This window comes from Thermocatellispora tengchongensis, from assembly GCF_014202315.1.
In the GTDB taxonomy this organism is placed as follows: domain Bacteria; phylum Actinomycetota; class Actinomycetes; order Streptosporangiales; family Streptosporangiaceae; genus Thermocatellispora; species Thermocatellispora tengchongensis.
Genome location: NZ_JACHGN010000031.1, coordinates 1 through 23,739, shown reverse-complemented (window position 1 = coordinate 23,739; position 23,739 = coordinate 1). Strand labels below are relative to the sequence as shown.

The window sequence follows — 23,739 nt, the reverse complement described above, 5'->3', positions numbered from 1 at the left end:
AGGGCGTCACCTGTTGTCCACGGCCATCACGTGTTCTCCTTCGATCTTGACTTGCGCCTCTGGAGGATCACGCGATGACCGTCTTCATTTCACGACGCCACGCCATGATCAGGTCAAACTCGTACATCGCTCCGGTGCGCGCACCAGCCGCGCGCGCGAGGCACCTGCGCCCGGTCCCGGCCGGGTGCGGCGCGCCGGCCCCTCGGCTCGGCGTCCTCGGCCTCCGGTCGGTCGGCCGCCGGTTGTCGTGCCAGACCGTCTCGTGGAACAGGCGGAACCCCCGCACGAGGGGTCCGCAGGGCCGCGGCCTACGAACCCCCGTGTGATCGGCAGAGAGTGCCGTCTTGACACGCGCTCCCCGCTACGGGCGGTCGCCGATCTTCTCGGTCCAGCCGGAGGACTCGTAGACCGTCTTCTCGCCCTTGCGCGCGCCGACGTGCACCGAACGCCCGTCGCGCTTGTCGGCCCGGTCCGGGCCGTGGTACTCCTCGGCCAGCAGGCGGGCGCCCGACTCATCGACGATCAGCCGGTGCTCGCCGTCGGGGGAGGTGACCGCCGCGCCGGGGCGGCCGAGCGGGTCGGTGATCCCCCGTTCCAGCTTCAGGCCCGGCTGGTCGGCGAGGATGCGCAGCATGGCGGCGCGGGTGGCCGGAGTGGTCGGCTGGGAGAGCACGAACCGGGTCATGGCGAAGACGAAGCCGGTCTCCGACTCCCCCTCCGCCCGATGCGCGTCCAGCCAGCGCCGCAGGCCGGCGACGTCGTCCGGGAGCCGCCGGATGTCGTCCTGGCTCAACCGCTCCCCGCCGATAGCGGTCAGCAGGCGCATGTCGAAGTCCCGCGTCTCCGGCTCGGGCTTGGGCGTGCCCTTGGCCTTGCCGGCCCCGCCCGATTCGCCGGGCAGGATGATCTCGGCGTCCAGGCCGGTGGTGATGCGTCCCCGGCCGGTCTCGCCGTCGTACCAGACCTCCTCGGAGGACACGACGACCTCGCCCGAGGGCTGCGGCTTGAACGTGCGTACCCGGCTGTACCAGAAGGCTCCTTCCGCACGCTCCTCGCCGGCCGCCCGCTCCGCCCCCGCCAGCAGGAAGGAGCGCGCGTCGAGCGTCACCGAGGTCCGGGGGGACGGGACGGAGGGGGTCACCTGGTCCGACGCCGTCGTGCCGGTCAGGGCGGCCGGGACCGCCACCGCCGCGACCGCGAGCCCGGCCGCGGCGGCGCCGGCCAGGGCCAGCCGGGCCCGCACCGGCACGAGGCGGCCGGCGGGCTGCGGGGCGGTGAGCGGGCGCAGCGAATCGGGATCGACCTGGGCGGCCGCCTCGGCGAGGGCCTTACGCAGCCGGTCTTCCATGTCCGTGGTCATTTCCCCTCCTGAAGGGCGCGGCCGAGGGCGGCCAAGCCGCGGGTGATCGTGGACCGGACACCGCTGGTACCGATCCCCATGGTGTCGGCGATCTCCTCATCGGACAGATCGAGGTAGTAGCGCAGCGTCAGCGCCTCGCGCTGCCTGCGCGGCAGTTTCCGCAACGCGGCGAGGACCTCGCGGCGGTCCTCACCGATCAGGGCGGCGCTCTCGGCCGACCACACGGGCGGGTCGTACGGCACGGCCCTGCGCAGGGCCGTGGTACGCCTCCTGAGCACCGAGCGGCAGCCGTTGAGCACCGAAGACCTGACATAGGCCAGGGCCTTTCCGGGCTCGCGGATGCGGCGCCGGCCCGCATGGGCGCGGGCGAACGCCTCTTGCACGACGTCCTCGGCCGTGGCCTGGTCGCCCACCATGACCAGGGCCAGCCGTACGAGCCCGAGGTGGTGGACGGCGAAGAGCGCCGACAGATCGACGGGGTTCCCCCCGGTCAGCGGCTCCCCGCGTGGGAGCAGTTCGGCTTTCACATCAAAGAGACGCACGATGAGCCCTTCTGCTGCTTCCCGGCGCACGGGCAATCGAGGCTACGGCGGAGTCGGGGACGCGACCTGCTCCAGCCCGTGCACGCCGGCCCGGTCGGCCCGGACCAGGAGCCCGTCGGCCTCCACCCCGGTCACGGTCATCGAGGGCACCACGGGCGGCGGGAAGGCAGGGGTGAAGGTGAACCCGACACCCGCCACACGGGCCCGGAGCCGGGTCACGTACATCACCACGCCGCCCGACAGCGCGAGCGAGGCGAAGCGCTGGCGCGGGGCCACCCCGTCAGGGCGGCCCATCCGGTGCTCGCCGTCGATGATGCGGACGGCGTCCATCGACAGCTTCAGGTAGCGGCGACCGGCACCGGCCACGCCACGGAACCGCGCCCCGGACATGGTGAGCCGCGCGGCCCTCAGCACGGACCCGTGGGCGGAGGGGACGACGGTGAACGGCGACACGGCCGGGACGACCGGCCCTCGCGCGGCCGGGTCACGGGACGGCTCGGGGGTGGTGGGCCCCGCGTGGAGGAACAGGGCGAGGGCCGCGACGGTCACGGCGCGCGCCCGCCCCGCGCTCCGGCCGTCGGCGGGCGGCTCCGTGGGCCCTTGCGGGGGCCGCTCGACGGGCACGCTGGGCACGCTTGGACGCCTGCGCGCCGGTCGCTTGTCGGGCAGCCAGGCGACGAGCATCGCGGCGCCCACTATGCCGAGCAGCGTGCCGACGCCGAACCCGCCGAAGTTGGAGGTGACGAAGGACGCGAGCGACAGCGCCATGGCGGCGAGGCCGAGGAAGGTCCGCTGCCCGGCCTGCCACCAGCTCAGCAGACCGGCGGCCACCAGCAGCCCGCCCACCAGGTAGCCGGAGACGCCGGCGATCCCCTGCTGGAGGAGGAGCGGGAGCGGCGCGAGTGGGGCGAGCAGCACGGCCGCACCGCCCAGCACCACCCACAGACCACCCCAGAACGGGCGGCTGCGGCGCCACCACCGGAACCGGTCCACGGCGCGGCGGGCTGGAGCGCGCCACCGCCGAACCCCGTCCACAGCACGCCGGGCCGGAGCACGGCACCGGTAGAGCCGGTCCACAACACGCCGGGCCGGCGCATGCCATCGCCGGAACCGGCGCGGAGCGGGCCGGGCCGGGGCGGGACACTTCGCGGGGCCGTGCCGGAACGCGGTCATCGGTCAGAAGCACTCCCGGTCGCCGCGTTCGATGCTCAGCCGGAGCCCGTTGAGCCGGAACGTGCCGGCGTTGACGGCGTACGCGGTCTGCCTCAGGCCGCTGATCCGCACGGTGGCGGCCTGCTGGCCCACCTGCCCGGGGCGGCCCGCCAGGCCGGGTGGGGTGTCGAGGGTGGATGCGTCGCGGCCGATCTCGATGTCGTCGAAGGCGGCGTCGCCGGAGAGCTGGTGGAGGTCGATCACGAGGTTCGTGGCCTCCACCGGCCGCCCGTCCCGGCCCGCCCGGAGCAGGAACGTGACCCTGCCCACGGGGGTGGGCATCAGCACCGACTGGCACAGGCCGGTGAGGGTGGCCCTGCCGATCATCGACATGAGGACCGGACGCCGGCCGCCGTCGGCGGTCACGACCACGTCGCCGTACTGGGCGAAGCCCTGGCCCACGAGGCGGTCGGCGGAGACCTTGAAGCGCTGCCCGGAGACGGAGAAGGAGGCCGCGACGCCGCCCTCGCCCGTCACGGCCGCGAGGACCGCCGCCGCCGTCAGCGCCGGGACGAGCGCGAGCGCGAACCTGCGCCAGGCCGTGCCGCCCGACGCGGACGCCATGCCGGCACGCCCCGCCATGCCGGCAGGCTCGGCCCTGTCCGCGGGCCCGGGCGGGTCGAGGGCTCTGTCCGCGGGCCCGGCCGAGGCGGAGGCCGGGCCGGCGGGTTCGGGCGGGTCGGGGGACATGGGCAACTCGCCTTCGCCGGATGGGGGGTCGCGCCGCGGGACCGGGCGCGGCCACAGTATAGACACTCTGCGCACGAAGCTGATTACCCTGCGCGTACGCGCGCTTTCCCCACTGCGCCATCCCTTACCGGGAGGCATCACTGTCACCAGCGAGGAACACGAACAGTCGCTATCAGGTCACGTACGGCTGTGATGCCATGGTGCTGCCGGAACGAGTGGAAAGGCGGCATATGAGCGTAGGCGTGGGAGCGGAGCGGCGGGCGTGGCCGCGGACGGCGGTGGCGGTGGTCGGGGTGGGGTGCCGGCTGCCGGGCGGGATCGAGGACCTGGACGGGCTGTGGCAGGCCCTGGCGCGCGGGGACGACCTGGTCGGGAGCGTGCCGCCCGACCGTTTCGAGGCCGACCGGTACGTCGATGAGAGCATCCCGAGGGCCGACCGGAGCTACACGCGGGCGGGCGGCTTCCTCCACGACGTCGCCGGCTTCGACGCCGCGTACTTCGGGATCTCGCCCAAGGAGGCGGCGTCCATGGACCCCCAGCAGCGGCTGCTGCTGGAGATGGCGGCCGAGGCGTTCGACGACGCGGGGATCGATCCGGCGACGCTCGCCGGATCGGACACCGGGGTGTTCGTCGGGATCTCCGACCCCTCCTACGGCTTGCTCCAGGCGCTGGAGCCCGGTTCCATCGGGCCGTACACGATGTCGGGGATGGCGCTGTCGATTGCGGCCAACCGGCTGTCGTACGTCTTCGACCTGCGCGGGCCGAGCATGAGCATCGACACGGCGTGCTCGTCCTCGCTGCAGGCGGTCGAGCGGGCCTGCCGGGCGCTGGCCGACGGGTCCTGCGGGGTGGTGCTGGCCGGCGGGGTCAACGTCCTGCTCAGCCCGATCGGGTACGTCGGGTTCAGCCAGGCGTCGATGCTGTCGCCGACCGGCCGGTGCCGCGCCTTCTCCGCCGGGGCCGACGGCTTCGTACGGGCCGAGGGCGGCGGGGTGGTGGTGCTCAAGCGGCTCGCCGACGCGCTGGCGGACGGCGACCGCGTGCACGGGGTGATCGTGGGCGCCGCCGCCAACAACGACGGCCGGACGATGGGGCTGGCCCTGCCGAACGCCGAGGCGCAGGAGGCGCTGCTGCGCCGGGTGTACGACGAGGCCGGGATCGCCCCCGACGAGGTCGTCTACGTGGAGGCCCACGGCACGGGCACGCAGGCGGGCGACCCGGCCGAGTGCCGGGCGCTGGGCCGGGCGCTCGGCGCCGGGCGTACGTGCGGGCCGCTGCCGATCGGGTCCGTCAAGTCCAACCTGGGGCATCTGGAGCCGGCCTCGGGCATGCCGGGCCTGTTCAAGGCGCTGCTGGTGCTCCGGCACCGGATGATCCCGGCGTCCCTGCACGCCGAGACGCTCAATCCGGCGATCGACTTCGACGGCCTGGGGCTGAGCGTCGTCACCGAACCCCGGCCCCTGCGCGGGATCGGCGAGACGGGCGCGCGGGCGGTCGTGGGGGTGAACTCCTTCGGGTTCGGCGGTGCCAACGTGCACGTGGCCGTGGCCGCCCCTCCCCCGCGCGTCCCCTCCCCCGGTCCCGGGCCCGGGGGTCCGCTGCCGTTCGTGGTGTCGGCGCGGAGCCCGGAGGCGCTGGCCGAGGCCGCCGGGCGCGCCGCGGCGCATCTGGCGGAGGCGGGCGAGCGGGACTTCTACGACCTGGCCTACACCGCCGCGCGGCGCCGGGCCGTGCACCGGCATCGCGCCGTGGTCCTGGCCGGGTCGCCCGCCCAGGCGGCCGAGGCGCTCGCCCGCGTGGGCGCGGCGGACGGGCCGGAGGGCGCGGAGCGCGCGGCGACCGGGGAGGCGGTCGAGCGGGGGCGGGTGGCGCTGGTGTTCTGCGGCAACGGGTCACAGTGGGCCGGGATGGGCGCCGACCTGCTGGCCGAGGAGCCGTTCCGGCGGGCGGTGGAGGCGGTGGACGCCGAGCTGACCCCGCGGCTGGGCTGGTCGGTGCTGGAGGAGCTGGCGCTGCCGCCCCGCCAGTGGCGGCTGTCGGCGACCGAGGTGGCCCAGCCGCTGCTGTTCGCCGTCCAGGCCGGCCTGGTGGAGATGCTTCTGGCGGCGGGGGTGCGGCCGGGCGCGGTGGCGGGGCACAGCGTGGGCGAGGTGGCGGCGGCGTACGCGGCGGGGGCGCTGTCGCTGCCGCAGGCGGCCCAGGTGATCGCCGAGCGCGGCCTGGCGCAGGCGGTGACGCGCGGGCAGGGCCGGATGGCCGCCGTGGGCCTGCCCGAGGCCGCCGCGAGGCAGGTGGTGCAGGACTACCCGCAGGTCGAGGTGGCGGCGGTGAACTCCGGACGCGACGTGACGGTGGCGGGGCCGCGCGGCTCGCTCAAGCTGCTGGGCGAGGACCTGGCGGGGCGGGATGTGTTCTTCCGCGAGCTGGACGTGGACTACCCCTTCCACAGCGCCGCCATGGACCCGATCCGGGAGCCGCTGTGCCAGGCGCTGGCGGGCCTGCGGCCCTCGCGGGCGCGCCTGTCCATGGTCTCCACGGTCACCGGCGAGGTGGTGCGGGGCGAGGAGCTGGACGCGGCGTACTGGTGGCGCAACGTACGCCGGCCGGTGCGGTTCGCCGCCGCGGTGGAGCGGCTGCTCGCCGACGGGTTCGACGTGCTGGTGGAGGTGGGCCCGCATCCGGTGCTGGGCTCCTACCTGCGCCGCCTCAGCGGGGCGGCGCGCGTCCGCGCCGCCGTCGTCCCCACGCTGCGCCGGGCCGAACCGGGACCGGCGCGGGTCCGGGCGGCGGTCGCCGAGGTCGTCGCGGCGGGCGGGGATCTCGACTGGGAGCGCTGCTTCCCCCGTCCCGGCGCGGTGCGCGGCCTGCCCGCCTACCCCTGGCAGCGGCTGCGGCACTGGAACGGCGGCCCGCTGGCGTGGGCGCACTCCATCGGCGATCCGGCGATCGAGCACCCCCTGCTGGGGCAGCGCCTGCCGACGCTCGATCCCTCCTGGCACGGGGAGCTCGACCGGGTGCGGGCGCCCTGGGTCACCGACCACCGGGCCGGCGGCGCGGCCGTGATGCCCGCGACCGGGTACGTGGACATGGCGCTGGCCGCCGGGCGCCTGGCCATGCCGGAGGCCGGCGGGGCGGTGGAGGTGGACCAGGTGGCCATCAGCAGGGCGCTGGTGGTGCCGGGGCCGAGCGCGGAGCCGGCGTGCCTGCAGACCTCGCTGTCCGCCGAGACCGGGGTGATCACGGTGGCGAGCACGACGCTGCGGGGGCAGCACGTCCGGGAGCACTTCCGGGGGCGGGTCCGGCCGCTACTGCGCCAGGCGCCGCCGCCGCTGGACGTGGCCGCGCTGCGCGCCCGCATCGCCACCCCCGTGGACGTGCCCGGCTACTACGCGCGTGCCACCGAGGGGATGATGGCCTGGGGCCCGGCGTTCCAGGTGCTGACCGGGCTGTGGAAGGGCGAGGGCGAGATCCTGGGCGCCTACTCCTGCCCCGAGCGCGACGACCGCTACCAAGCGCATCCGGTGATCCTGGACAGCGCGTTGCAGGCCGGGGTGTTGTGGCTGGTGGAGGAGCTGCGCTCGGGCGTGGGGTACATGCCGGCGGCGATCGGATCGGTCCGGCTGTGGCGGACGCCCGATCCCGACGGCCTGGTGCTGGTCCGGGAGCGTTCCCGCACCGCGGGCGAGGTGTGCTGGGACATCACGGTGGCCGGCGCGGACGGCCGGGTCGCGGCCGAGATGGAGGGCTGCCGGCTACGCCGGATGCCCGGCCGTCTCACCACGCCCGTCCGCCGCTACCACGTCGAGCTGCGCGCGGCGCCGCGCCCCGGCGAGCCCGCCGCGCCCTGGCCCGGGGCGGCCCCGGCCGAGATCCGCGCGGAGGCGGGCGATCGGCTCGCGAGCGTGCGGTCGGCCTGGCGCGAGCTGGATCACGCGGCGTACGCGGAGCGCCTGGAGGAGACCTTCGCCCGTACCCTGGCCGCCGCCCTGGCCGAGCTGACCCCGGGACCGATCCGGGACCTCGCCGCCGAGGACCCGGCGGGCGCGTGCCGGGAGCCGCACCACCGCAGGATGGTGCGCGCGGCGCTGCCCCTGCTGGAGCGGTACGGCCTGCTGGAGCGTCCCGCCGGGCCGCCCCCGGACGGGCTGTTCCGCGGCCTGCTCGACGCCGGGGCCTCCTGCGCGCCCCAGACGGCCCTGGCGGTACGGGCCTGCCTGCGCCTGCCCGAGCTGCTGCGGGGCGAGTGCACGGCCTCCGACGTGCTGGCGGCCGGCGGCGCCGGCGAGCTGATGGAGCAGTTCCACGACGCCGGCCCGGCCGAGCTGGCCGCGTACCGGATGGCGCGGGCGCTGGTGGAGCGGATCGCCGCGGGCTGGCCGGACGACCGGCCGCTGCGGGTGCTGGAGGTGGGCGCGGGCGTGGGCGGGGCGACCGCCGCGCTGCTGCCGGTCCTGCCCGCCGGCCGCACCCGCTACACGGTCACCGACGCCGCCGAGCCGGCGCTCGCCCGGCTGCGGCAGCGCTTCTCCGGGTACGACTTCGTGGACTACGCCGTGCTCGACCTGGACGCCGACCCGGCCGAGCAGGGCCAGGCGGGCGGCCACGACCTGGTCGTGGCGGCGGGGTGCCTGCACCTGACCCGCGATCTGGCCGCCGCGCTGCGCCGCCTGCACGCCCTCCTCGCCCCGGGCGGCAAGCTGCTGGTCGCCGAGCCGCACCGGATCGGGCCCCTGCTGCCGCTTTCGGGCCTGACCGCGGAGTTCTGGGACTTCGACGACCACGACCTGCGGCCGGACTCGCCGCTGCTGCCCGGCGAACGGTGGCCGGGGCTGCTGGCCGAGACCGGCTACACCGAGATCGTCCAGATCGGCCCCGAGGACGAGCCGGGCGCCGGCGACTTCTCGGTCCTGCTGGCCACCTCGGCCGGAGCCGCCCCGTCCGGACCGCCGTCGGAACCGCCGCCCGAGACGCCGCCCCGGACGGAGGCGGGCGGCGCCTGGATCGTGGCCGGCGAGGACCCGGGCGGCCCGCTCGCCGCCGCGCTCGGCGCGCTGCTGGAGGAGCGCGGCGGCACGGTGTCCCGGGCCTCGTTCGGCGACGAGCCGGACGAATGGGCCGACCGGGTTCCCCCCGGGGCCGCGTCGGTCGCCTTCGCGCTCATCCTGGACGCGGAGGACGACCCCGGGCCGGAGGCCGCCGTCGAGCTGGTCACGCGGCGGACGGCGGCGCTGCGGGCCGTCGCGCTGGCCTGCGAGCGGTTCCCGCAGGAGCTTCCGGTCTCGCTGTGGCTGGTGACGCGGCCCTGCGGCGCCCTGCCCGAGCCCGCCCCGGCCGGCGTGCCGGTGCGTCCGGAGGACGCGGCCGTGTGGGGAGCCGCGCGCTCGCTGGGCAACGAGCAGCCGCGCATCGGCGTACGCCGGGTGTGCCTGCACCGCACCGGCGACGACGGGCACGACGCCGCCCGGCTGGCCGCCGAGCTGCTGGCGCCCGGCGAGGAGGACGAGATCCTGCTGACCCGCCGGGGACGTTTCGTGCCGCGCCTGGTGGATTCCGGCGAGCCCGCGGGCCCGGTGCCCGAGGGCGGCGCGTACCGGCTCGTGGTGCGCGACCCCGGCCTGGCCTACGGCTTGGAGTGGGAGCGGGCGGAGGTGCCCGAGCCCGGCCCGGGGCAGGCGCTGGTCGAGGTGCGGGCCATCGGGCTGAACTACCGCGACGTGATGCGCGCGGTCAACCTGCTGCCGACGGACGCGATCGAGGCGGTCTTCGGCGGGCACGAGCTCGGCCTGGAGTGCGCCGGGATCGTCACCGCCGTGGGGCCGGGCGTGACCCGGCTGCGGCCCGGCGACCGGGTCGCCGCCGCGGGGCCGGTCGGGTTCGGCAGCCACGCGGTGATCGAGGAGTGGGCCGCCACCGCGATCCCCGAGCGCATGTCCTTCGCCCAGGCGGCGACGCTGCCGATGGCGTACGCCACCGTGTACCACTCGCTGCACCACTGCGCGCGGCTCAAGGCGGGCGAGACGGTGCTGGTGCACGGCGGTGCGGGCGGCGTGGGCATGGCCGCGCTGGAGTACGCCCGGTTCGCCGGCGCCCGGGTGATCGCCACCGCCGGCAGCCCGGCCAAGCGCGACCTGCTGCGCGCGATGGGGGCCGACCACGTCCTCGACTCGCGGAGCATGCGCTTCGGGGAGCGGGTCAGGGAGCTGACCGGGGGCCGGGGCGTGGACGTCGTGCTCAACTCCCTGGCGGGTGAGGCCATCACCCGTGGCCTGGAGTGCCTGCGGCACGGCGGCCGGTTCGTGGAGCTGGGCAAGCGCGACATCTTCGAGGGCCGGCACGTGCGGTTGCGCCCCTTCGGGGACAACATCGCCTTCTTCGGCGTGGACGTGGGCACGCTGATGTGGAAGGACCCGGCCCTGATGGCCGGACACGTGGCGGCCATGACCCTGGCCATGGCCGAGGGCATGCGGCCCCTGCCGCACACGGTGTACCCGGCCGAGCGCGTCGCCGACGCCTTCGCCCAGATGCGCCACTCCCGGCACGTCGGCAAGATCGTCATCTCCCTCGACCCCCGCGACGAGCCCGTCACGGCACGGGCGCGGCCGGTCCCGCCCTCACCGGACCCCGCCGCCACGTACCTGGTGACCGGCGGCCTGAGCGGGTTCGGCGCGGCCACGGCCCGCCACCTGGCCCGCCGCGGCGTCCGCCACCTGGCCCTCGTCGGCCGGCGCGGGGCCGGCACGCCGGAGGCCGCCGCGCTGCTCGCCGAGCTCGACGGCCTGGGCGCGCGGGCACGCGCGTACGCGGCCGACGCCGCCGACATCGCCGCCATGCGCCGCATCCTGGACGAACTGGACGCCGAGGGTCATCCGGTGCGCGGCATCGTGCACGCGGCCATGCACCTCGACGACCGCCCGCTGACCGACCTCGACGACGACCGCATCCGCGCCGTGCTGCGCCCCAAGGTCGCCGGCGCGCTGGTGCTGGACGAGCTGACCGCGGACCTGCCCCTGGAGTCGTTCGTCCTGTACTCTTCCCTGACCACCATCGGCAACATCGGCCAGGCGCCGTACGTCGCGGCGAACCTCCACCTCGAAGCGCTGGCCCGCCGCCGGCGCGCGCGGGGCGCGCCCGCGCTCGCGGTCGCCCTCGGGGCGCTCGCCGGCACCGGGGTGCTGAGCCGGGGCACCCAGGCCGAGGCCCTGGCCAGGCTGGGCATCGAGCCGATCGACCCCGGCAAGGCGCTCGCCGCCGTGGACGACATGCTCGCCGAGCGGGTGACCGTGGCGATGCTCGGCCGCTGCGACTGGGCCCGGCTGCGGCAGGTCCTCCCCGGGCTGCGCCGGCCCTGGCTGGCGGGGGTGCTGCCGCCCGGCGCCGACCAGGACGGCGAGCCGACCGATCTGGTGGCGGCGCTGGCGGCCATGAGCGGCGAGGAGGCGCACGAGTACGTCGTCGCGCGGATCACCGAGCTGCTGTCCGCGGTCATGCTGACGCCGGCCGACCAGATCGAGCCCGACCGGCGGCTCGACGAGTACGGGCTGGACTCGCTCATGGCGACCGAGCTGCTGCTGTCCATGCGGCACCGGTTCGGCGTGGACATCCCGCCCATGGAGCTGATCCGCGGCGCGGGGACGGTCTCCGACATCGCCCGCACCGCGCTGGTCCACCTCGGCCTGCAGACCCGGGCCACGGCCGCCGGCCGTACCGACGCCGCGGAGACCTCATGAGCGCGATCCGCACCCGGCTGGCCGGAGTGGCCGCCCACCTGCCGGAGACCACGATGACCACGGCCGAGCTGGAGGACCTGCTCGCCGCGCGCAACCCCGGGCTGGAGCTGCCCCGCGGCGTGATCCACAACGGCAGCGGGGTGCGGCGGCGGCACATCGCCCCGCCGCACGAGAAGCCGTCGGACCTGGCCGTCCACGCCGCCCGCCGGCTGCTGGAGGACCACGACCTCCAGCCGCACGACCTGGACCTGATCGTCTACGCGGGGGTGACGGTGGACCTCCTGGAGCCCGCGACCGCGCACGTCGTGGCCGCCAAGCTCGGCGCGGACTGCCCGGTCTTCGACGTGCGCAACGCCTGCAACGGGATGCTGAACGGGATCCAGGTGGCCGACGCGCTCGTCGCCGGCGGGCGCCACCGGCGGGTCCTGGTGTGCTGCGGCGAGCTGGCCACCGCCTTCATGCCGTGGACGCTGAGCGACGCCGAGGAGTTCTTCACCGTCGCCGCCGCCTACACCGTCTCCGACGCCGGCGCCGCCCTGCTGCTGGAGGCGGGCACGGACCACGGCGTGCTCGGCCACCGGTTCGCCGCGTACTCGGCCGGGTGGGAGGCGGCGACGGTGCCGCTGCTGAACATCACCACCGCTCCCTCGCCCGCGCTGCCGGTCCTGCGGCCGCTCACCGTCAGCGCCTCCGGCCTGGTGCGCGCCCTCCAGGGCATCGACTACGCGGTGTTCCGCAAGCACCTCGGCGACCTCGGGCTGACGTGGGACGACTTCGCGGCCGTGTGCGTGCACCAGGCGTCGCTGGCCGCGTTGTGGAAGTTCTGCGAACACGCCGGGATCCCCAAGGACAAGGTGGTGGTCACCATCCCCCAGCACGGCAACCTCGTCGCCGCCACGCTGCCCGTCCAGCTCGCCCAGGCCGTGGCCTCCGGCCGGGTGCGGCGCGGCGACCTGGTCGCGCTGGTCGGGCTGGCCAGCGGGTTCAGCGCCGGCATCGTCGTGGTGCGGTGGTGAGGCGATGACGCCGGGCACCCCGCACGACGCCGCCGCACCGGCCGCGGTGAGCGAGCTGGTCGTCCGGGCCGCCCGTTGGGCGAGCGAGCGGCCCGGCGCGGTGGCCTGCCAGGTCGGGGGCCGCACGCCGCGGTCCGCCACGTACCGGGAGGTGGCGCGCTCGGTGGAGGCCACCGTGGCGGCGCTGGCACACGCCGGCGTACGGCCGGGCATGCGCACGGTCCTGCTCGCCTTCCCCGGTGTGGAGCTGGGCGTGCTCGCGCTCGCGCTGCTGCGGCTGGGCGCGGTCCCCGTGCTGGCCGATCCGGGGCTGCCGCACGCCGCGGTCCGGCGCTGCCTGAACGCCGCCGCGCCCGAGGCGTACCTCGGCATCCCGCTCGCCCAGGCGGCCCGGCTGGTCCTGGGCTGGGCCAGGCGCAGCAGCCGCGTGTGCGTGACGGTCGGCCCGCGGCGGCTGTGGCCGGGGCCGACGCTCGACGGCCTGCGCAGGACGGTGGGCGGGGAGAAGGCGGCGGTGCGGTGGCCGCCTCCCGCCCCGGACGACCTGGCCGTGATCGCCTACACCTCCGGCGCCACCGGCCCGCCCAAGGGGGTGCCGCTGCGGCACCGGCACCTCACCGCGCAGCTCGACCTGTTCGGCCGGCTCGGCGTCTTCCGCGAGGGCACCGCCGTGCTGTCCACGTTCGCCCCGTTCGCCCTGGCCGCGGCGGCGCTCGGGGCGACCGCGGTGGTCCCCGCCATGGACCCGCGCCGCCCCATGCGCGCCGATCCGGCGTCGCTGGCCGCCGACATCCTGCGCTACGAGGTGGCGGGCATGTTCGCCGCGCCCGCCCTGCTGGATCGGCTGGCCCGCCACTGCGCCGGCCGCGGCGTGGTCCTGCACCCCCTGCGCGAGGTCGCGGTGGCCGGGGCGCCCCTGCCGCTGCCGACCCTGCGCCGCGTGCGCGCCTGCCTGCCGGAGGGGGCGCGGGTGGTGTCGGTGTACGGCGCCACCGAGTGCCTGCCGGTCGCCGCGATCGAGGGCCGCGAGCTGGCCTCGGCGATGGGAGACGGCGAACCGGGCGCCGAGACCGGCGCCTCCGGGCCGACGGCGGCCGGGACCTGCCTGGGAGCGCCGCTGCCCGGCACCGAGGTGCGGGTCATCGCGGTCACCGACGGCCCGATCCCGCGCTGGCGCGACGACCTCGCCGTGCCGCCCGGCGCCGTCGGGGAGATCGCCGTGTGCTCTCCCGCGGTCAGCGACCCCTACCTCGGCGATCCGGCCGCGACCGCCCTGGCCAGGATTCCGGACGGCGAGCGGGTCTGGCACCGCATGGGCGACCTGGGCCACTTCGACGAGCGGGGGCGGCTGTGGTTCGCGGGCCGCGTGTCCGAACGCGTCCGCACCGCAGGCGGCGACCTGTATCCCGACCACATCGAGACGCTCTTCGCCGGGGTGCCGGGGGTGCGCCGCACCGCCCTGGTCGGCGTGGGCCCGCCCGGCGCCCAGCGTCCCGTCCTGGTGGTGGAGCGCGAACCCGGGGCCGGGCGCGCCGGCGTACGGGCCCGGGTCCTGGAGCTGGCGGCCCGCCACCCGCGCGCCGCCGTGCTGCGCGACGTGCTGTTCCACCCCGCCTTCCCGGTGGACGCCCGGCACAACAGCAAGATCCGCCGCGGCGTCCTGGCCGGGTGGGCGGCGCGCAGGCTGCGGGGAGGCGGCCGGTGAAGGTCCTGGTGACCGGGGGCGGCGGCTTCCTCGGGCTGGCCGTGTGCCGCCGCCTGGCCGCCCGCGGCGACACCGTGCGGAGCCTGCAACGCCGCCGCCACACCGAACTGGACGCGCTGGGCGTGACCCAGCACCTCGCCGACATCCGCGACCGGGCGGCGGTGCGGGCCGCGGCCGAGGGGTGCGAGGTCGTGGTGCACTGCGCGGCCAAGGCCGGCGCGTACGGGCCGGAGCGCGACTACTGGGAGACCAACGTGGACGGCACCCGCAGCGTGCTGGACGCCTGCGCCCACACCGGCGCGCGACTGGTGCACACCTCGTCCCCCAGTGTCGTCCACGACGGGCGCGACCTGGAGGGCGTGGACGAGTCCGCCCCGTACGCCCGCGGTTTCACCGCGCCCTACCCGCGCACCAAGGCCGCGGCCGAACGGCTCGTGCTGGCCGCCGCGGGCACGGTGCCGGCGGTCGCGCTGCGCCCGCACCTGATCTGGGGGCCGGGCGACCCGCACTTCCTGCCCCGGCTGGTGGCGAACCGGCACCGGCTGTGGCTGATCGGCGGGCGCGACAAGACCATCGACACCGTCTACATCGACAACGCCGCCGACGCCCACGTGCTGGCCCTGGACCGGCTGGGGCCGGGCTCGCCGCTGTGCGGGCGGGCGTACTTCATCACCCAGGGGGAGCCCTGCGGGTTCGGGACGTGGGTGAACGCGCTGCTGGCCGCGGCGGGCGCGCCACCGGTACGGCGGCGGCTGCCGGTTCGCGCGGCCCGGCTCGCGGCGGCGCTGCTGGAGGACGGCTGCCGCGTCGCCGGCGCGCTGGGGCTGCGCCGCGAGCCGCCGCTGACCAGGTTCCTGGTGGAGCAGGCATCCACCGCGCACTGGTTCGACATCTCCGCCGCCCGGCACGACCTCGGCTACGCCCCCCGGGTGAGCACCGCCGAGGGCCTGGCCCGCCTGACCGCCCACCTCGCGGGGGCCGCCTCATGACGGCCCGCTACCCCGGCTACCCGTTCACCTCCCGCTGGTTCGCCCACGCCTGCGGGCTGCGCCAGCACTACCTGGACGAGGGCGGTGGGGCGCCGCTGCTGTTCGTGCACGGCAACCCCTCCTGGAGCTACCTGTGGCGGCGGCCGATCCTGGCGCTGCGCGACGACTTCCGCTGCATCGCGCCCGACCACATCGGCATGGGCCTGTCGGACAAGCCCGCCGCGGACCGCTACCCCTACACCCTCGCCGCCCGGGTGGCCGATCTGGACGCGCTGACCGGCCACCTCATCGCCCACCACGGCGCCCCGCCGCACGGCTGGACGCTGGTCATGCACGACTGGGGCGGCCCGATCGGCATGGCATGGGCCTGCCGTCACCCCGAGCGGGTCGCCCGCCTGGTGATCCTCAACACCGCCGCCTTCCCCAGCCCGCACGGCCGGCGGGTCCGCCCGCCGCTGCGGCTGCCCCTGTGGGTGCTGCGCGAGACCCGGCTCGGCGACTGGCTGTTCCGCCGCAACGCCTTCGCCCGCGGCGCCACCTGGCGCCCGCTCGGGGTGCGCCGGCGCATGCCCGCCGCCGTACGCGCGGCGTTCCTCGCCCCGTACGACCGTCCGGAGCACCGCCTGGCCATCCAGCGCTTCGTGCACGACATCCCGCTGCGCCCAGACGATCCCGCCTGGCCCGTCCTGCGCGCCACGGGAAAGGCGCTGGAACGGTTCGCCGGCCGTCCGGCCTTCATCGGGTGGGGCCTGCGCGACCCGGTCTTCGACCCCGCGATGCTCGCCGAGTGGCGACGGCGCCTGCCCGGCGCCCGTACCGTCGTCTACCCCCGCGCCGGCCACTACGTGCTGGAGGACGCCCACGAGCACCTCGTGCCCGCCCTGCGCGCCTTCCTGCGCGAGACCTCCTGACCACCGCCGCGAAGACGATGGTCAGGAGGTCGGAGCCGCCGCTGTCTCAGCGGCCCTTGGGCAGCCGCCTCGGCGGCGGCGTGCGCCGCACCGGGGTGGGCGGCAGCGGGATGCGGCGCGGCGCGGACGGCAGCCGGCGTTCGGGAAGACCGGGGCGCTGACCGGGATCGGCGGGCGCCTGCGCCGGGGCGGTCCGGTGTTTCTTGGCCGCCTTGCGGCTCGCTGGGACGACATAGGTGGGCATACACGTTCTCCTTACTCATGACGACGCGGCAGCGGATCGCGTGCCGGTCGGGGCCTCAGCCACCGCGTCTGAACGGACGGGTCGAAAAGCCGAAGCCTGCGGCGGGACCGGCCGGCGTGGGCCGATCAGGCGCCGTCAGTAAGGAAAGATGCGCATGCCCCGACACTACGGGGCCCGTCACGGGCGGGGCAACGGGTTTTCCGCCGCCCCGCCCGGGCCCCTGGAGGTCCGGGCCAGGATCAGGCGGGGAAGCCGACGGCGTGGGTGTCCATGAACTCGCGGATGCCCTCGATGCCCAGCTCTCGCCCCATGCCGCTGTGGCCGAAGCCGCCGAACGGGGCCCGCTCGTCGAGGTGGCCCGCGCCGTGCGCGTTGACGAAGGTGTAGCCGCTGCGCAGCCGGCCGGCGATGGCGGCCGCCCGGTCCGGGTCGGCGGTCCAGACCGAGGAGCACAGGCCCGCCCAGGTGTCGTTGGCGCGGGCGACGACGTCGTCCTCGTCGTCGAAGGGCAGGATGGGCAGGGTGGGGCCGAACTGCTCCTCCACCACGACGCGGGCGTGGTCCGGAGGGTCGAGCACCAGCGACGGCCGCAGGAAGTTGCCGCGGGAGACGTCCTCGCCGTCGGCGGCCCGGCCGAACTCGCGGACCTCGGCGCCGCAGGCGCGGGCCTGGTCCAGCAGCTCCCGTACGTAGTCCCGCTGCCGCGGGCTGTGCAGCGGCCCCATCGTCACCCCGCGGGCCAGACCGTGGCCCAGGCGGGTGGCGTCGAGCAGCCCGGACAGGCCCTCCACCACCTCGTCGTAGCGCGAGCGGTGCACGTACAGGCGCTTGGTGGCCATGCAGATCTGACCGGCGGAGGCGAAGGCGGAGTCGGCCAGCCGCAGCATCGCCTCGGAGTCGAGAACCGCGTCGGCGAGCACGATCGCCGGGTCGTTGCCGCCCAGCTCCAGGGTCACGCGGGTCAGGGTCTCCGCGGCCATGGCCATGATCCGCCTGCCGCCGGCGGGGCTGCCGGTGAAGCAGACCTTCTTCACCCGGTCGTCCTGGATCAGCGCCGCGCCGATCTCCGCGTCGGCGCCGGTGACGACGTTGAGCACGCCCGGGGGCAGGCCCTCGGCCACCAGCCGCGCCGTCCGCGCGGTGGCCAGCGGCGCGGTGGGCGGCGGCTTGACCACCACCGTGTTGCCGGCCAGCAGCGCCTGCGGCAGCGAGGCCCCCAGGATCGCCGGCGGCCAGTTGAACGGCACGATGATCGTCACCACGCCCAGCGGCAGGTGCGAGATCTCGGTACGGTACGGCGGCGCCGGCAGGGTGGTCACCGCCCCGATCTCGCCGGCCAGGCCGATGACCATGCGGCAGCGGTGCTCGAACACGGCGGAGTCGATCAGCGACTCCATCCGGATCTTGCCGTTCTCGCGGGTCAGCACCTCGGCGGTGGCCGGGCGGTCGGCCTCGAGCGGGGCCAGCGCGGCGGCCAGCAGCTCGGCGCGCTCGCGCGGCGTACGGGCCGCCCACTCCGGGAAGGCGCGGTGCGCCGCGGCGACCGCCGAGGCGGCCTGCTTGGCGTCGGCCGCGGCGGCGTAGCCGACCACCGAGACGCCGTCGGCCGGGTCGATCACCTGCAGCGCGTCGTCGGCCCCGCGCGGCTCGCCGTCGATGTAGAGCTCGGTCCTGATCTCGGGCAGGTGGTCCAGGGACGTCATCGGCTGTCACCTCGGGGTCGTCGCCGGGCCGCGGCCGGCCCCGGCCTTGGTGCCGTTGCGCCACGCTACATCGGCCCATGCCGCCGTCCTCGGGACATCCGGCCCGACCCGTCCGCGACATCCGACGTAGCCGCGGTACGTCATCCGGCCGGCACGGCGGCTACGGGGTCACCTCCAGCTCGATCTGGTACACGCCCGTGACCACGCCGCTGAAGCCGGCCACGACCTCCGAGGCGTACTCGCCGGTGTTGCGGAGCCTGATCCGCAGCGGGCTGCCCTCGTAGCTCGCCGTGATCCGGTAGCGGCCGATCGGCACGCCCTGGACGCCGGACCCGTCGGGGGTGCGCTGCGCCTGGACGCTGAGCGTCTCGCCCGCCGACCCGTCGATGAGCGGGCCCTCCGGGGCGAGGGTGAGCGTCACCTTCTCGTCCTCCAGGAAGACGTTGGAGTTCGCCCCGTCGAGCCCGAAGTAGAACAGCACCGACCCGCCGTGGTGCCCCTGGCCGTTGGCCTTGGGGCCGGCGAGCTTCCAGGTGAAGTTCCTGATCGCGCCGGTCGGGCCCGCGAAGGGCTCGTCGCTGTCCGGCTCCAGGTCCAGGACGTACTCCTGGCCGTCCAGTTGCCGCTTCACCTGGCCGCTGGCGTGGAAGGTGAACGAGCCGGGCGTCTCCACCCGGTAGTAGCCGTCGGCGTCGGTCGTCCCGATCGCGTTGGAGTTGTACAGGAGCTGATTGTCCGCGAAGATCGTCGCCCCGGCGATCGGCTGCCCGGCCTGGTCCACCACCCGCCCCTTGAGCACGCCCGGCTCCACCTCGCCCAGGCGCGCGCCGCCGTCGCCCTGCCCGGCCTCGCCCGTACGACCGGCGTTCACCGCGCCCTCCTGCCCGTCACCCACCTGCAGCGTCACGATCCCGCACCCGCTCAACGACAACACCAGAAGCCCGGTGATCAGCAGCCTTCGCACCCGGCGTACGGTAGGGACCACCGCTTGCAGCGCACTTGGGCGTCAGTGGTGCGCGACTGTCAGGCCGGGGCGGGCGCGCATGCGGGCGATGGCGTCGATCGTGGCGTCGGTCCGGGCGAGCAGGTCGGCGGCCGGCCAGATGCGCCACTCGGTGAGGTAGGCCATCGGCGGCCGGCCCACCAGCCGGGTGAAGCGCTGGGCGAAGCGGGCGTGTGAGGCGCCCACCTTCCCCGCCAGACGGGCGACGGTCCAGGGGTGCGCCGGGTCGTGGATCAGCCACCAGGTCCTCGGCCGCCGGCCGACGGACTTCACCGCCTGCGTGCGGGCCTGGACGTCCTGACCACGACCCGCGGAAGGACTCATCCGGGCCGATCGCCCTGCCGCTACCTGCCGAAGGGCGTCGGGTCGAGCGGGGTGGTGACGGTCAGGGTGTCCCAGCGCCAGTGGATCCGGCCGGGCGCGGTCGCCTCGCACGTCTCCTCGCCGGTCTCCTTTCCGGTCTCCTCGCCGGTCAGTACGGCCGTGCGGGGTGGCGTGCCGGTGGTGAGCAGTTCCAGGGCGAAGGCGGCGCGCAGCCGGGCGTGGTGGAAGTCGACCGGGGTGGGCGGGCCGGCGTACAGGACGAGCTCGGCGCGGGCCTCGCCGTCCTCTTCCACGATTCGCCAGGTCGCGGTCCGGCCGAGGAACTCGCCGGGCGCGGTGTGGACGACCGCGTACCGGTCGCCGGCGCCCAGCGCGAGCACGCCGGCGGCCGGCTCGCCCTGCTCGCGCTGCTCGCGCTGCTCGCGCGCCCACACTCCGCGGCCCCGCAGCGAGACGACCAGCCGCAGGTCCGCGACGTGGAAGACGCTGCCGGCGGGCCGGTCGAGCGCGGGGTGGAAGTCGCCGGAGTCGTAGCTGAGCCACCAGGCCGACAGCACGCGGGGGCCGTCCTGGTGGTTGCGGCACCAGGCGGCGCTCAGGTCGTGGCCGTTCAGCAGCATCCGGGCGCGCAGCACCACGGCCGGGTCGTCGGGGGTGCGCCAGTAGCCGAGCAGCGGGCGGCGCTGGACCCAGGCGAACTCCTCCTCGGCCGAGCCCAGGCAGGCGTCCTCGTCGAGCCATGAGGTGCCGGTCGTCTCGGAGCCGAACCGGGTGCGTACGGTGTAAGGCGCCTCGGGGAGGGCGCGGAAGCGGCCGGCGATGTGCGGGGGGCACGGGAGCGGGGGCACCAGAAGCGGGGGCACCAGGAGCGGGGCGTCGCGGGGCTCCTCCCGGGCCACGATCGCCGCGCCGGTCTGGGCCCGGAGGTAGCCGGCCAGGCCGGGCTGGATCCAGTCGTGGTAGGCGCGGCTCATCGGGCCGGCGAGCTGGCCCGTCGCCGGGTGGAAGCGGGCCGCGAGCGCCGCCCAGGTGCGTTCCCGGAGCCGCTCGGCGAGCTCCCGGAACTCGGGGTCGGCCACGATCAGCGCCGCCCGCTCCAGTTCCTCCAGCACCACCCGCCCGTACGCGGGCGAGTTGTACTCGGTGAACCCGCCCGCCTCGTCGTGCAGGGTCAGGACGGCGCGCAGCCGCCGCCGGGCGTACTCCAGCAGCAGGCCGGAGCCGAGGGGGCCGAGGCCGGGAGAGGCGGGGGTGGCGGCGTGCAGGATCTCCGCCGCCGCGGCGACGGTCACCGCGCCCATCACGGCGATGTTGGTGTAACCCGGGTCGGCGTTCCTGCGGAAGATCGCCATCGCGGCGTGGTGCAGCGCGGCACGCACCCGGTCGCGCAGGCCGGGGGCGAGCCGGTCGCCGTGCCCGGCGAGCACCTGCGCCAGCCGCACCCCGATGAAGTCGGCCCAGTTCCAGTCGGCCGGGTCCATCCGCTCGGGGGGCTCCTCCAGGAACCAGCCCCAGATTCCGTAGTGCGCCGCGAGCGGATCGGTCACCTGGAGGGCGACCAGCGCGTCCAGGACCTCGCCGGCCCGCTCCGCGCGGCCCAGGCGCAGCAGTGCGATGGCGTAGTCGGCCGCCTCCTTGGTCTGGTGGGCGCGGGCGCCTTCGGCGACGCGGGTGTGGTAGCCGGGGCCGGTGGCATGGCACCAGGGCATCCGGACGTCCGGGTCGTAACGGGCGTCCAGGTCGGCCACGTAGGCGGCCAGGTGGGCGGCGTCGTCGGTGGCGGTGTCGGCGGTGGGGGTGGGGGTGGATCGCATGGGCGCCCTACTTTCCGTCGTTGACGCAGCGCAGCACGGGCGCGGAGGTGAGCGCGGCGGGGTCGAGGTCGCGCGCGCTGCGCACGTGGAAGACCGCCTGCTCCCCCGGCAGCAGGGTGACCAGCATGTCGTCCACGGTGGCGTCGGAATCGAGCCGGTCGGGGAACAGGGCCAGGTCCCGCAGGATCGTACGCGCGCTGACGGTGACCCGGTAGCCGTCGGCCACCCGCCGCGCCTCGGCGTCGAAGGCGGCCGGAGGATAGGCGATGGCGGTGTCCTCGGCGAAGAAGTGGACGAGCCGCGCGTCCTCCAGGGTGGCCAGCAGCAGCTCGGCCGCCGGGTCGGCGGAGGCGACGAGCCCGGTGACCGGGACGCGTGCCACGGCCCGCGGCGGCACGCTCACCCGTGCCGACTCCTTGGCCACCGGCTCGCCGGTGAGCCGGCACCGTACCAGTTCCAGATCGCCCGACCAGGGCTCGGGGCCGTCGTTGATCACGACGAGGTGGCCGTCCTGCACGGTCAGCAGGCGGTCGGCGTAGGCGCGGCGCAGGGCGTACCACAGGGGCTTGGGGCGGCCGTCCCCGTCCACCGCCGCCCAGGAGGTGACCGGCCAGCAGTCGTTGAGCTGCCAGACGATCGTCCCCATGCAGTACGGCATGAGGGCGCGGAACCGCTCGACGCCGAAGACGACCGCCCTGGCCTGGTTGAGCTGGGTGTAGTAGTGCCAGTCGTCGAACGTGGCGGGCCGCGGAAGGTGCGCGCCCAGGCCGCGCAGCAGCTTGCCCTGGCCGTCCTCCGCCTTCTGGTGGGCGGAGTCGGCGGTGAGCGGGCCGGCGGTCACGGACCGGCGCAGGGTGGCGTAGGCGGGCGGGCCCTGGAAGCCGAACTCGGCGACGAATCGCGGACGCCAGGTCGCGTAGTGCGTGTAGTCCAGCTCGTTCCACACGTCCCAGATGTGCACGGTGCCGTGCTCGGGCGCGTTGGGGTGGCGGGCGGGGTCGCCCGAGTACGGCGTGCCCGGCCAGTACGGGCGCGTCGGGTCCAGCTCCGCGACGACGCGCGGCAGCAGGTCCAGGTAGTAGGCGCTGCCCCAGGTGCGGCCGGCCAGCGGTTCCCGCCAGCCCCAGTCGGCGTAGCCCATGAAGTTCTCGTTGTTGCCGATCCACAGCGCCAGGCTCGGGTGCGGCGCCAGGCGGACCACCTGCTCGCGGGCCTCGGCCGCCACCTCCGAGCCGATCGGCTCCTCCTCGGGGTAGGCGGCGCAGGCGAACGGGAAGTCCTGGAAGACCAGCAGGCCGAGTTCGTCGGCGAGGTCGTAGAAGTCGTCGCTCTCGTACAGGCCGCCGCCCCACACCCGCAGCAGGTTCACGTTGGCGTCGCACGCCTGGCGGAACCGCCGGGCCAGCCGGTCGCGGGTCACCCGGGACGGGAAGCAGTCGTCAGGTATCCAGTTGGCGCCGCGCACGAACACCGGCACGTCGTTGACGACGAGGGTGAAGGCCGAGCCGCCCGCCGGGTCGGGCGCGGTGTCCAGGCGGATCGAGCGGAAGCCCACCTTGCGCCGCCAGGTCTCCCCGGTCTCCGCCAGGCGCACGGTGAGCTGGTGCAGCGCCTGCTCGCCGTACCCGCGCGGCCACCATCGGGCCGGCTCCGGCACCCGCAGTTCCAGCACGGCCTCGTGCTCGTCCGGCCCGAGCCAGGCCGCAACGGACGCGCCGGCCACCTGTGCGGTCAGGGTGAGCGGTGTGCCGGTCGCGGCGCGTTCCACCGTCACGTGCACCCGCACCAGGCCGTCGCGCCCGTCGAGGGTGACCTCCGGGCGGACCTGGGCGAGCCGGGCGGTCGTCCAGGTGTGCAGGGTGACCGGCCGCCAGATGCCGGAGGTGACCAGGGTGGGGCCCCAGTCCCAGCCGAAGTTGCAGGCCATCTTGCGGATGAAGGGGTAGGGCTCGGGATAGGGGCCGGGGCGGTCGCCGAGCGCGTCGCGCCAGCGCTCGGCGTACGCGTAGGGCGACGCGAAGTGCACGGCCAGCGTGTTGCGGCCGGGGCGCAGCAGCTCGCGCACCGGGAAGCGGTAGGTCCGGTGCATGTTGGCCGTGGTCCCGATCTCGGCTCCGTTGAGGATCACCGTGGCGACCGTGTCCAGCCCGTGGAACACCAGGTCCGCCCGGTCGTGGCCGTCCGCGGGCGCGGTGAACTCGGTCTCGTACCGCCACTCCGTGCGGCCGATCCAGGTCAGCCGGTCCTCGTTGTCGTCGAGGTAGGGGTCGTCGATGAGGCCGGCCGCGAACAGGTCGGTATGCACGCAGCCGGGGACGGTGGCGGGCACTCCGTCGATGGGCGGCTCGGCCGAGACCGCGGTCACGGTCCAGCCGCGATCCAGCGGGCGGTGCGCACTCACATGGAGCACTTTTCATCCTGAGTAGCGACCTTCTTCGATGAGCTGCAGGACGAGGATGGCCTGCACGATCGTGGTGGCGCGGTGCGGGCAGCAGCGCA

Annotated in this window: 15 protein-coding genes and 1 pseudogene; 5 read left to right on the top strand and 11 right to left on the bottom strand. The window is 75.7% G+C overall.

All coding sequences use genetic code 11. The annotated features are described in order from the left end of the window. Positions 1-361: 361 nt before the first annotated feature. The 4 genes from HNP84_RS45860 to HNP84_RS45845 form a co-directional block, all read right to left on the bottom strand. Positions 362-1,360: a CU044_5270 family protein gene (locus tag HNP84_RS45860; RefSeq protein WP_185056424.1), complete on the bottom strand. Its 999-nt coding sequence runs from the start codon at positions 1,358-1,360 to the stop codon at positions 362-364. Then, positions 1,357-1,902 (bottom strand): SigE family RNA polymerase sigma factor, encoded by a 546-nt coding sequence (locus HNP84_RS45855; protein WP_185056423.1) that lies wholly within the window; start codon positions 1,900-1,902, stop codon positions 1,357-1,359. Before HNP84_RS45855 ends, HNP84_RS45860 begins: the two co-directional genes overlap by 4 nt. A 42-nt stretch (positions 1,903-1,944) precedes the next feature. Then, the gene (locus HNP84_RS45850; protein WP_185056422.1) at positions 1,945-2,895 is read right to left on the bottom strand and encodes a DUF6114 domain-containing protein; all 951 of its coding nucleotides are present in this window, start codon (positions 2,893-2,895) and stop codon (positions 1,945-1,947) included. Between the two features lie 183 nt (positions 2,896-3,078). After that, positions 3,079-3,696 (bottom strand): DUF6230 family protein, encoded by a 618-nt coding sequence (locus HNP84_RS45845; RefSeq protein WP_185056421.1) that lies wholly within the window; start codon positions 3,694-3,696, stop codon positions 3,079-3,081. A gap of 338 nt (positions 3,697-4,034) precedes the next feature. On the opposite strand from HNP84_RS45845, the gene HNP84_RS45840 reads away from it, so the two are divergent. Genes HNP84_RS45840 through HNP84_RS45820 form a run of 5 tightly spaced genes read left to right on the top strand, consistent with a single transcriptional unit; the run spans position 4,035 to position 16,152 of the window. Then, complete coding sequence (locus HNP84_RS45840; protein ID WP_185056420.1) at positions 4,035-11,531, top strand: type I polyketide synthase; 7,497 nt, start codon at positions 4,035-4,037, stop codon at positions 11,529-11,531. Continuing rightward, entirely contained in the window at positions 11,528-12,547 is a 1,020-nt protein-coding gene (locus HNP84_RS45835) for a 3-oxoacyl-ACP synthase III family protein (RefSeq protein WP_185056419.1), read from the top strand. Before HNP84_RS45840 ends, HNP84_RS45835 begins: the two co-directional genes overlap by 4 nt. 4 nt (positions 12,548-12,551) lie before the next feature. Further along, positions 12,552-14,252 (top strand): fatty acid CoA ligase family protein, encoded by a 1,701-nt coding sequence (locus tag HNP84_RS45830; RefSeq protein ID WP_185056418.1) that lies wholly within the window; start codon positions 12,552-12,554, stop codon positions 14,250-14,252. Further along, entirely contained in the window at positions 14,249-15,241 is a 993-nt protein-coding gene (locus tag HNP84_RS45825; protein ID WP_185056417.1) for an NAD-dependent epimerase/dehydratase family protein, read from the top strand. Before HNP84_RS45830 ends, HNP84_RS45825 begins: the two co-directional genes overlap by 4 nt. Further along, positions 15,238-16,152 carry an alpha/beta fold hydrolase gene (locus tag HNP84_RS45820; protein WP_185056416.1) on the top strand — a complete coding sequence of 305 codons (915 nt, stop codon included), beginning with the start codon at positions 15,238-15,240 and terminating at the stop codon, positions 16,150-16,152. The genes HNP84_RS45825 and HNP84_RS45820 overlap by 4 nt, the downstream gene beginning before the upstream one ends. A 46-nt stretch (positions 16,153-16,198) precedes the next feature. Here HNP84_RS45820 and HNP84_RS45815 read toward each other — a convergent pair whose 3' ends face one another. The 7 genes and pseudogenes from HNP84_RS45815 to HNP84_RS45785 all read right to left on the bottom strand — a co-directional run. Next, positions 16,199-16,396: a hypothetical protein gene (locus tag HNP84_RS45815; RefSeq protein ID WP_185056415.1), complete on the bottom strand. Its 198-nt coding sequence runs from the start codon at positions 16,394-16,396 to the stop codon at positions 16,199-16,201. A 239-nt stretch (positions 16,397-16,635) separates the two neighbouring features. Further along, the gene (locus HNP84_RS45810; RefSeq protein ID WP_185056414.1) at positions 16,636-18,099 is read right to left on the bottom strand and encodes an aldehyde dehydrogenase family protein; all 1,464 of its coding nucleotides are present in this window, start codon (positions 18,097-18,099) and stop codon (positions 16,636-16,638) included. 160 nt (positions 18,100-18,259) lie between these two features. Further along, positions 18,260-19,063, bottom strand: coding sequence for a carboxypeptidase-like regulatory domain-containing protein (locus tag HNP84_RS45805; protein WP_185056413.1), 804 nt, complete (start codon positions 19,061-19,063; stop codon positions 18,260-18,262). A 42-nt stretch (positions 19,064-19,105) separates the two neighbouring features. Continuing rightward, positions 19,106-19,426, bottom strand: coding sequence for a helix-turn-helix domain-containing protein (locus HNP84_RS55655; protein WP_221337599.1), 321 nt, complete (start codon positions 19,424-19,426; stop codon positions 19,106-19,108). Between the two features lie 20 nt (positions 19,427-19,446). Next, complete coding sequence (locus tag HNP84_RS45795; RefSeq protein WP_185056412.1) at positions 19,447-21,240, bottom strand: DUF8769 domain-containing protein; 1,794 nt, start codon at positions 21,238-21,240, stop codon at positions 19,447-19,449. Positions 21,241-21,247: 7 nt separating this feature from the next. After that, positions 21,248-23,641, bottom strand: coding sequence for a glycoside hydrolase family 2 protein (locus tag HNP84_RS45790; protein WP_185056411.1), 2,394 nt, complete (start codon positions 23,639-23,641; stop codon positions 21,248-21,250). 12 nt (positions 23,642-23,653) lie between these two features. Continuing rightward, positions 23,654-23,739 (bottom strand): annotated as a pseudogene (locus tag HNP84_RS45785) (IS5/IS1182 family transposase); the annotation flags it as partial.

Bases quoted from the DNA above. Each gene is read 5' to 3' on its own strand.
- HNP84_RS45860 (WP_185056424.1), bottom strand. From the start codon at position 1,360: ATGACCACGGACATGGAAGACCGGCTGCGTAAGGCCCTCGCCGAGGCG.
- HNP84_RS45845 (WP_185056421.1), bottom strand. From the start codon at position 3,696: ATGGCGGGGCGTGCCGGCATGGCGTCCGCGTCGGGCGGCACGGCCTGG.
- HNP84_RS45840 (WP_185056420.1), top strand. From the start codon at position 4,035: ATGAGCGTAGGCGTGGGAGCGGAGCGGCGGGCGTGGCCGCGGACGGCG.
- HNP84_RS45835 (WP_185056419.1), top strand. From the start codon at position 11,528: ATGAGCGCGATCCGCACCCGGCTGGCCGGAGTGGCCGCCCACCTGCCG.
- HNP84_RS45830 (WP_185056418.1), top strand. From the start codon at position 12,552: ATGACGCCGGGCACCCCGCACGACGCCGCCGCACCGGCCGCGGTGAGC.
- HNP84_RS45820 (WP_185056416.1), top strand. From the start codon at position 15,238: ATGACGGCCCGCTACCCCGGCTACCCGTTCACCTCCCGCTGGTTCGCC.
- HNP84_RS45815 (WP_185056415.1), bottom strand. From the start codon at position 16,396: ATGCCCACCTATGTCGTCCCAGCGAGCCGCAAGGCGGCCAAGAAACAC.
- HNP84_RS45810 (WP_185056414.1), bottom strand. From the start codon at position 18,099: ATGACGTCCCTGGACCACCTGCCCGAGATCAGGACCGAGCTCTACATC.
- HNP84_RS55655 (WP_221337599.1), bottom strand. From the start codon at position 19,426: ATGAGTCCTTCCGCGGGTCGTGGTCAGGACGTCCAGGCCCGCACGCAG.
- HNP84_RS45795 (WP_185056412.1), bottom strand. From the start codon at position 21,240: ATGCGATCCACCCCCACCCCCACCGCCGACACCGCCACCGACGACGCC.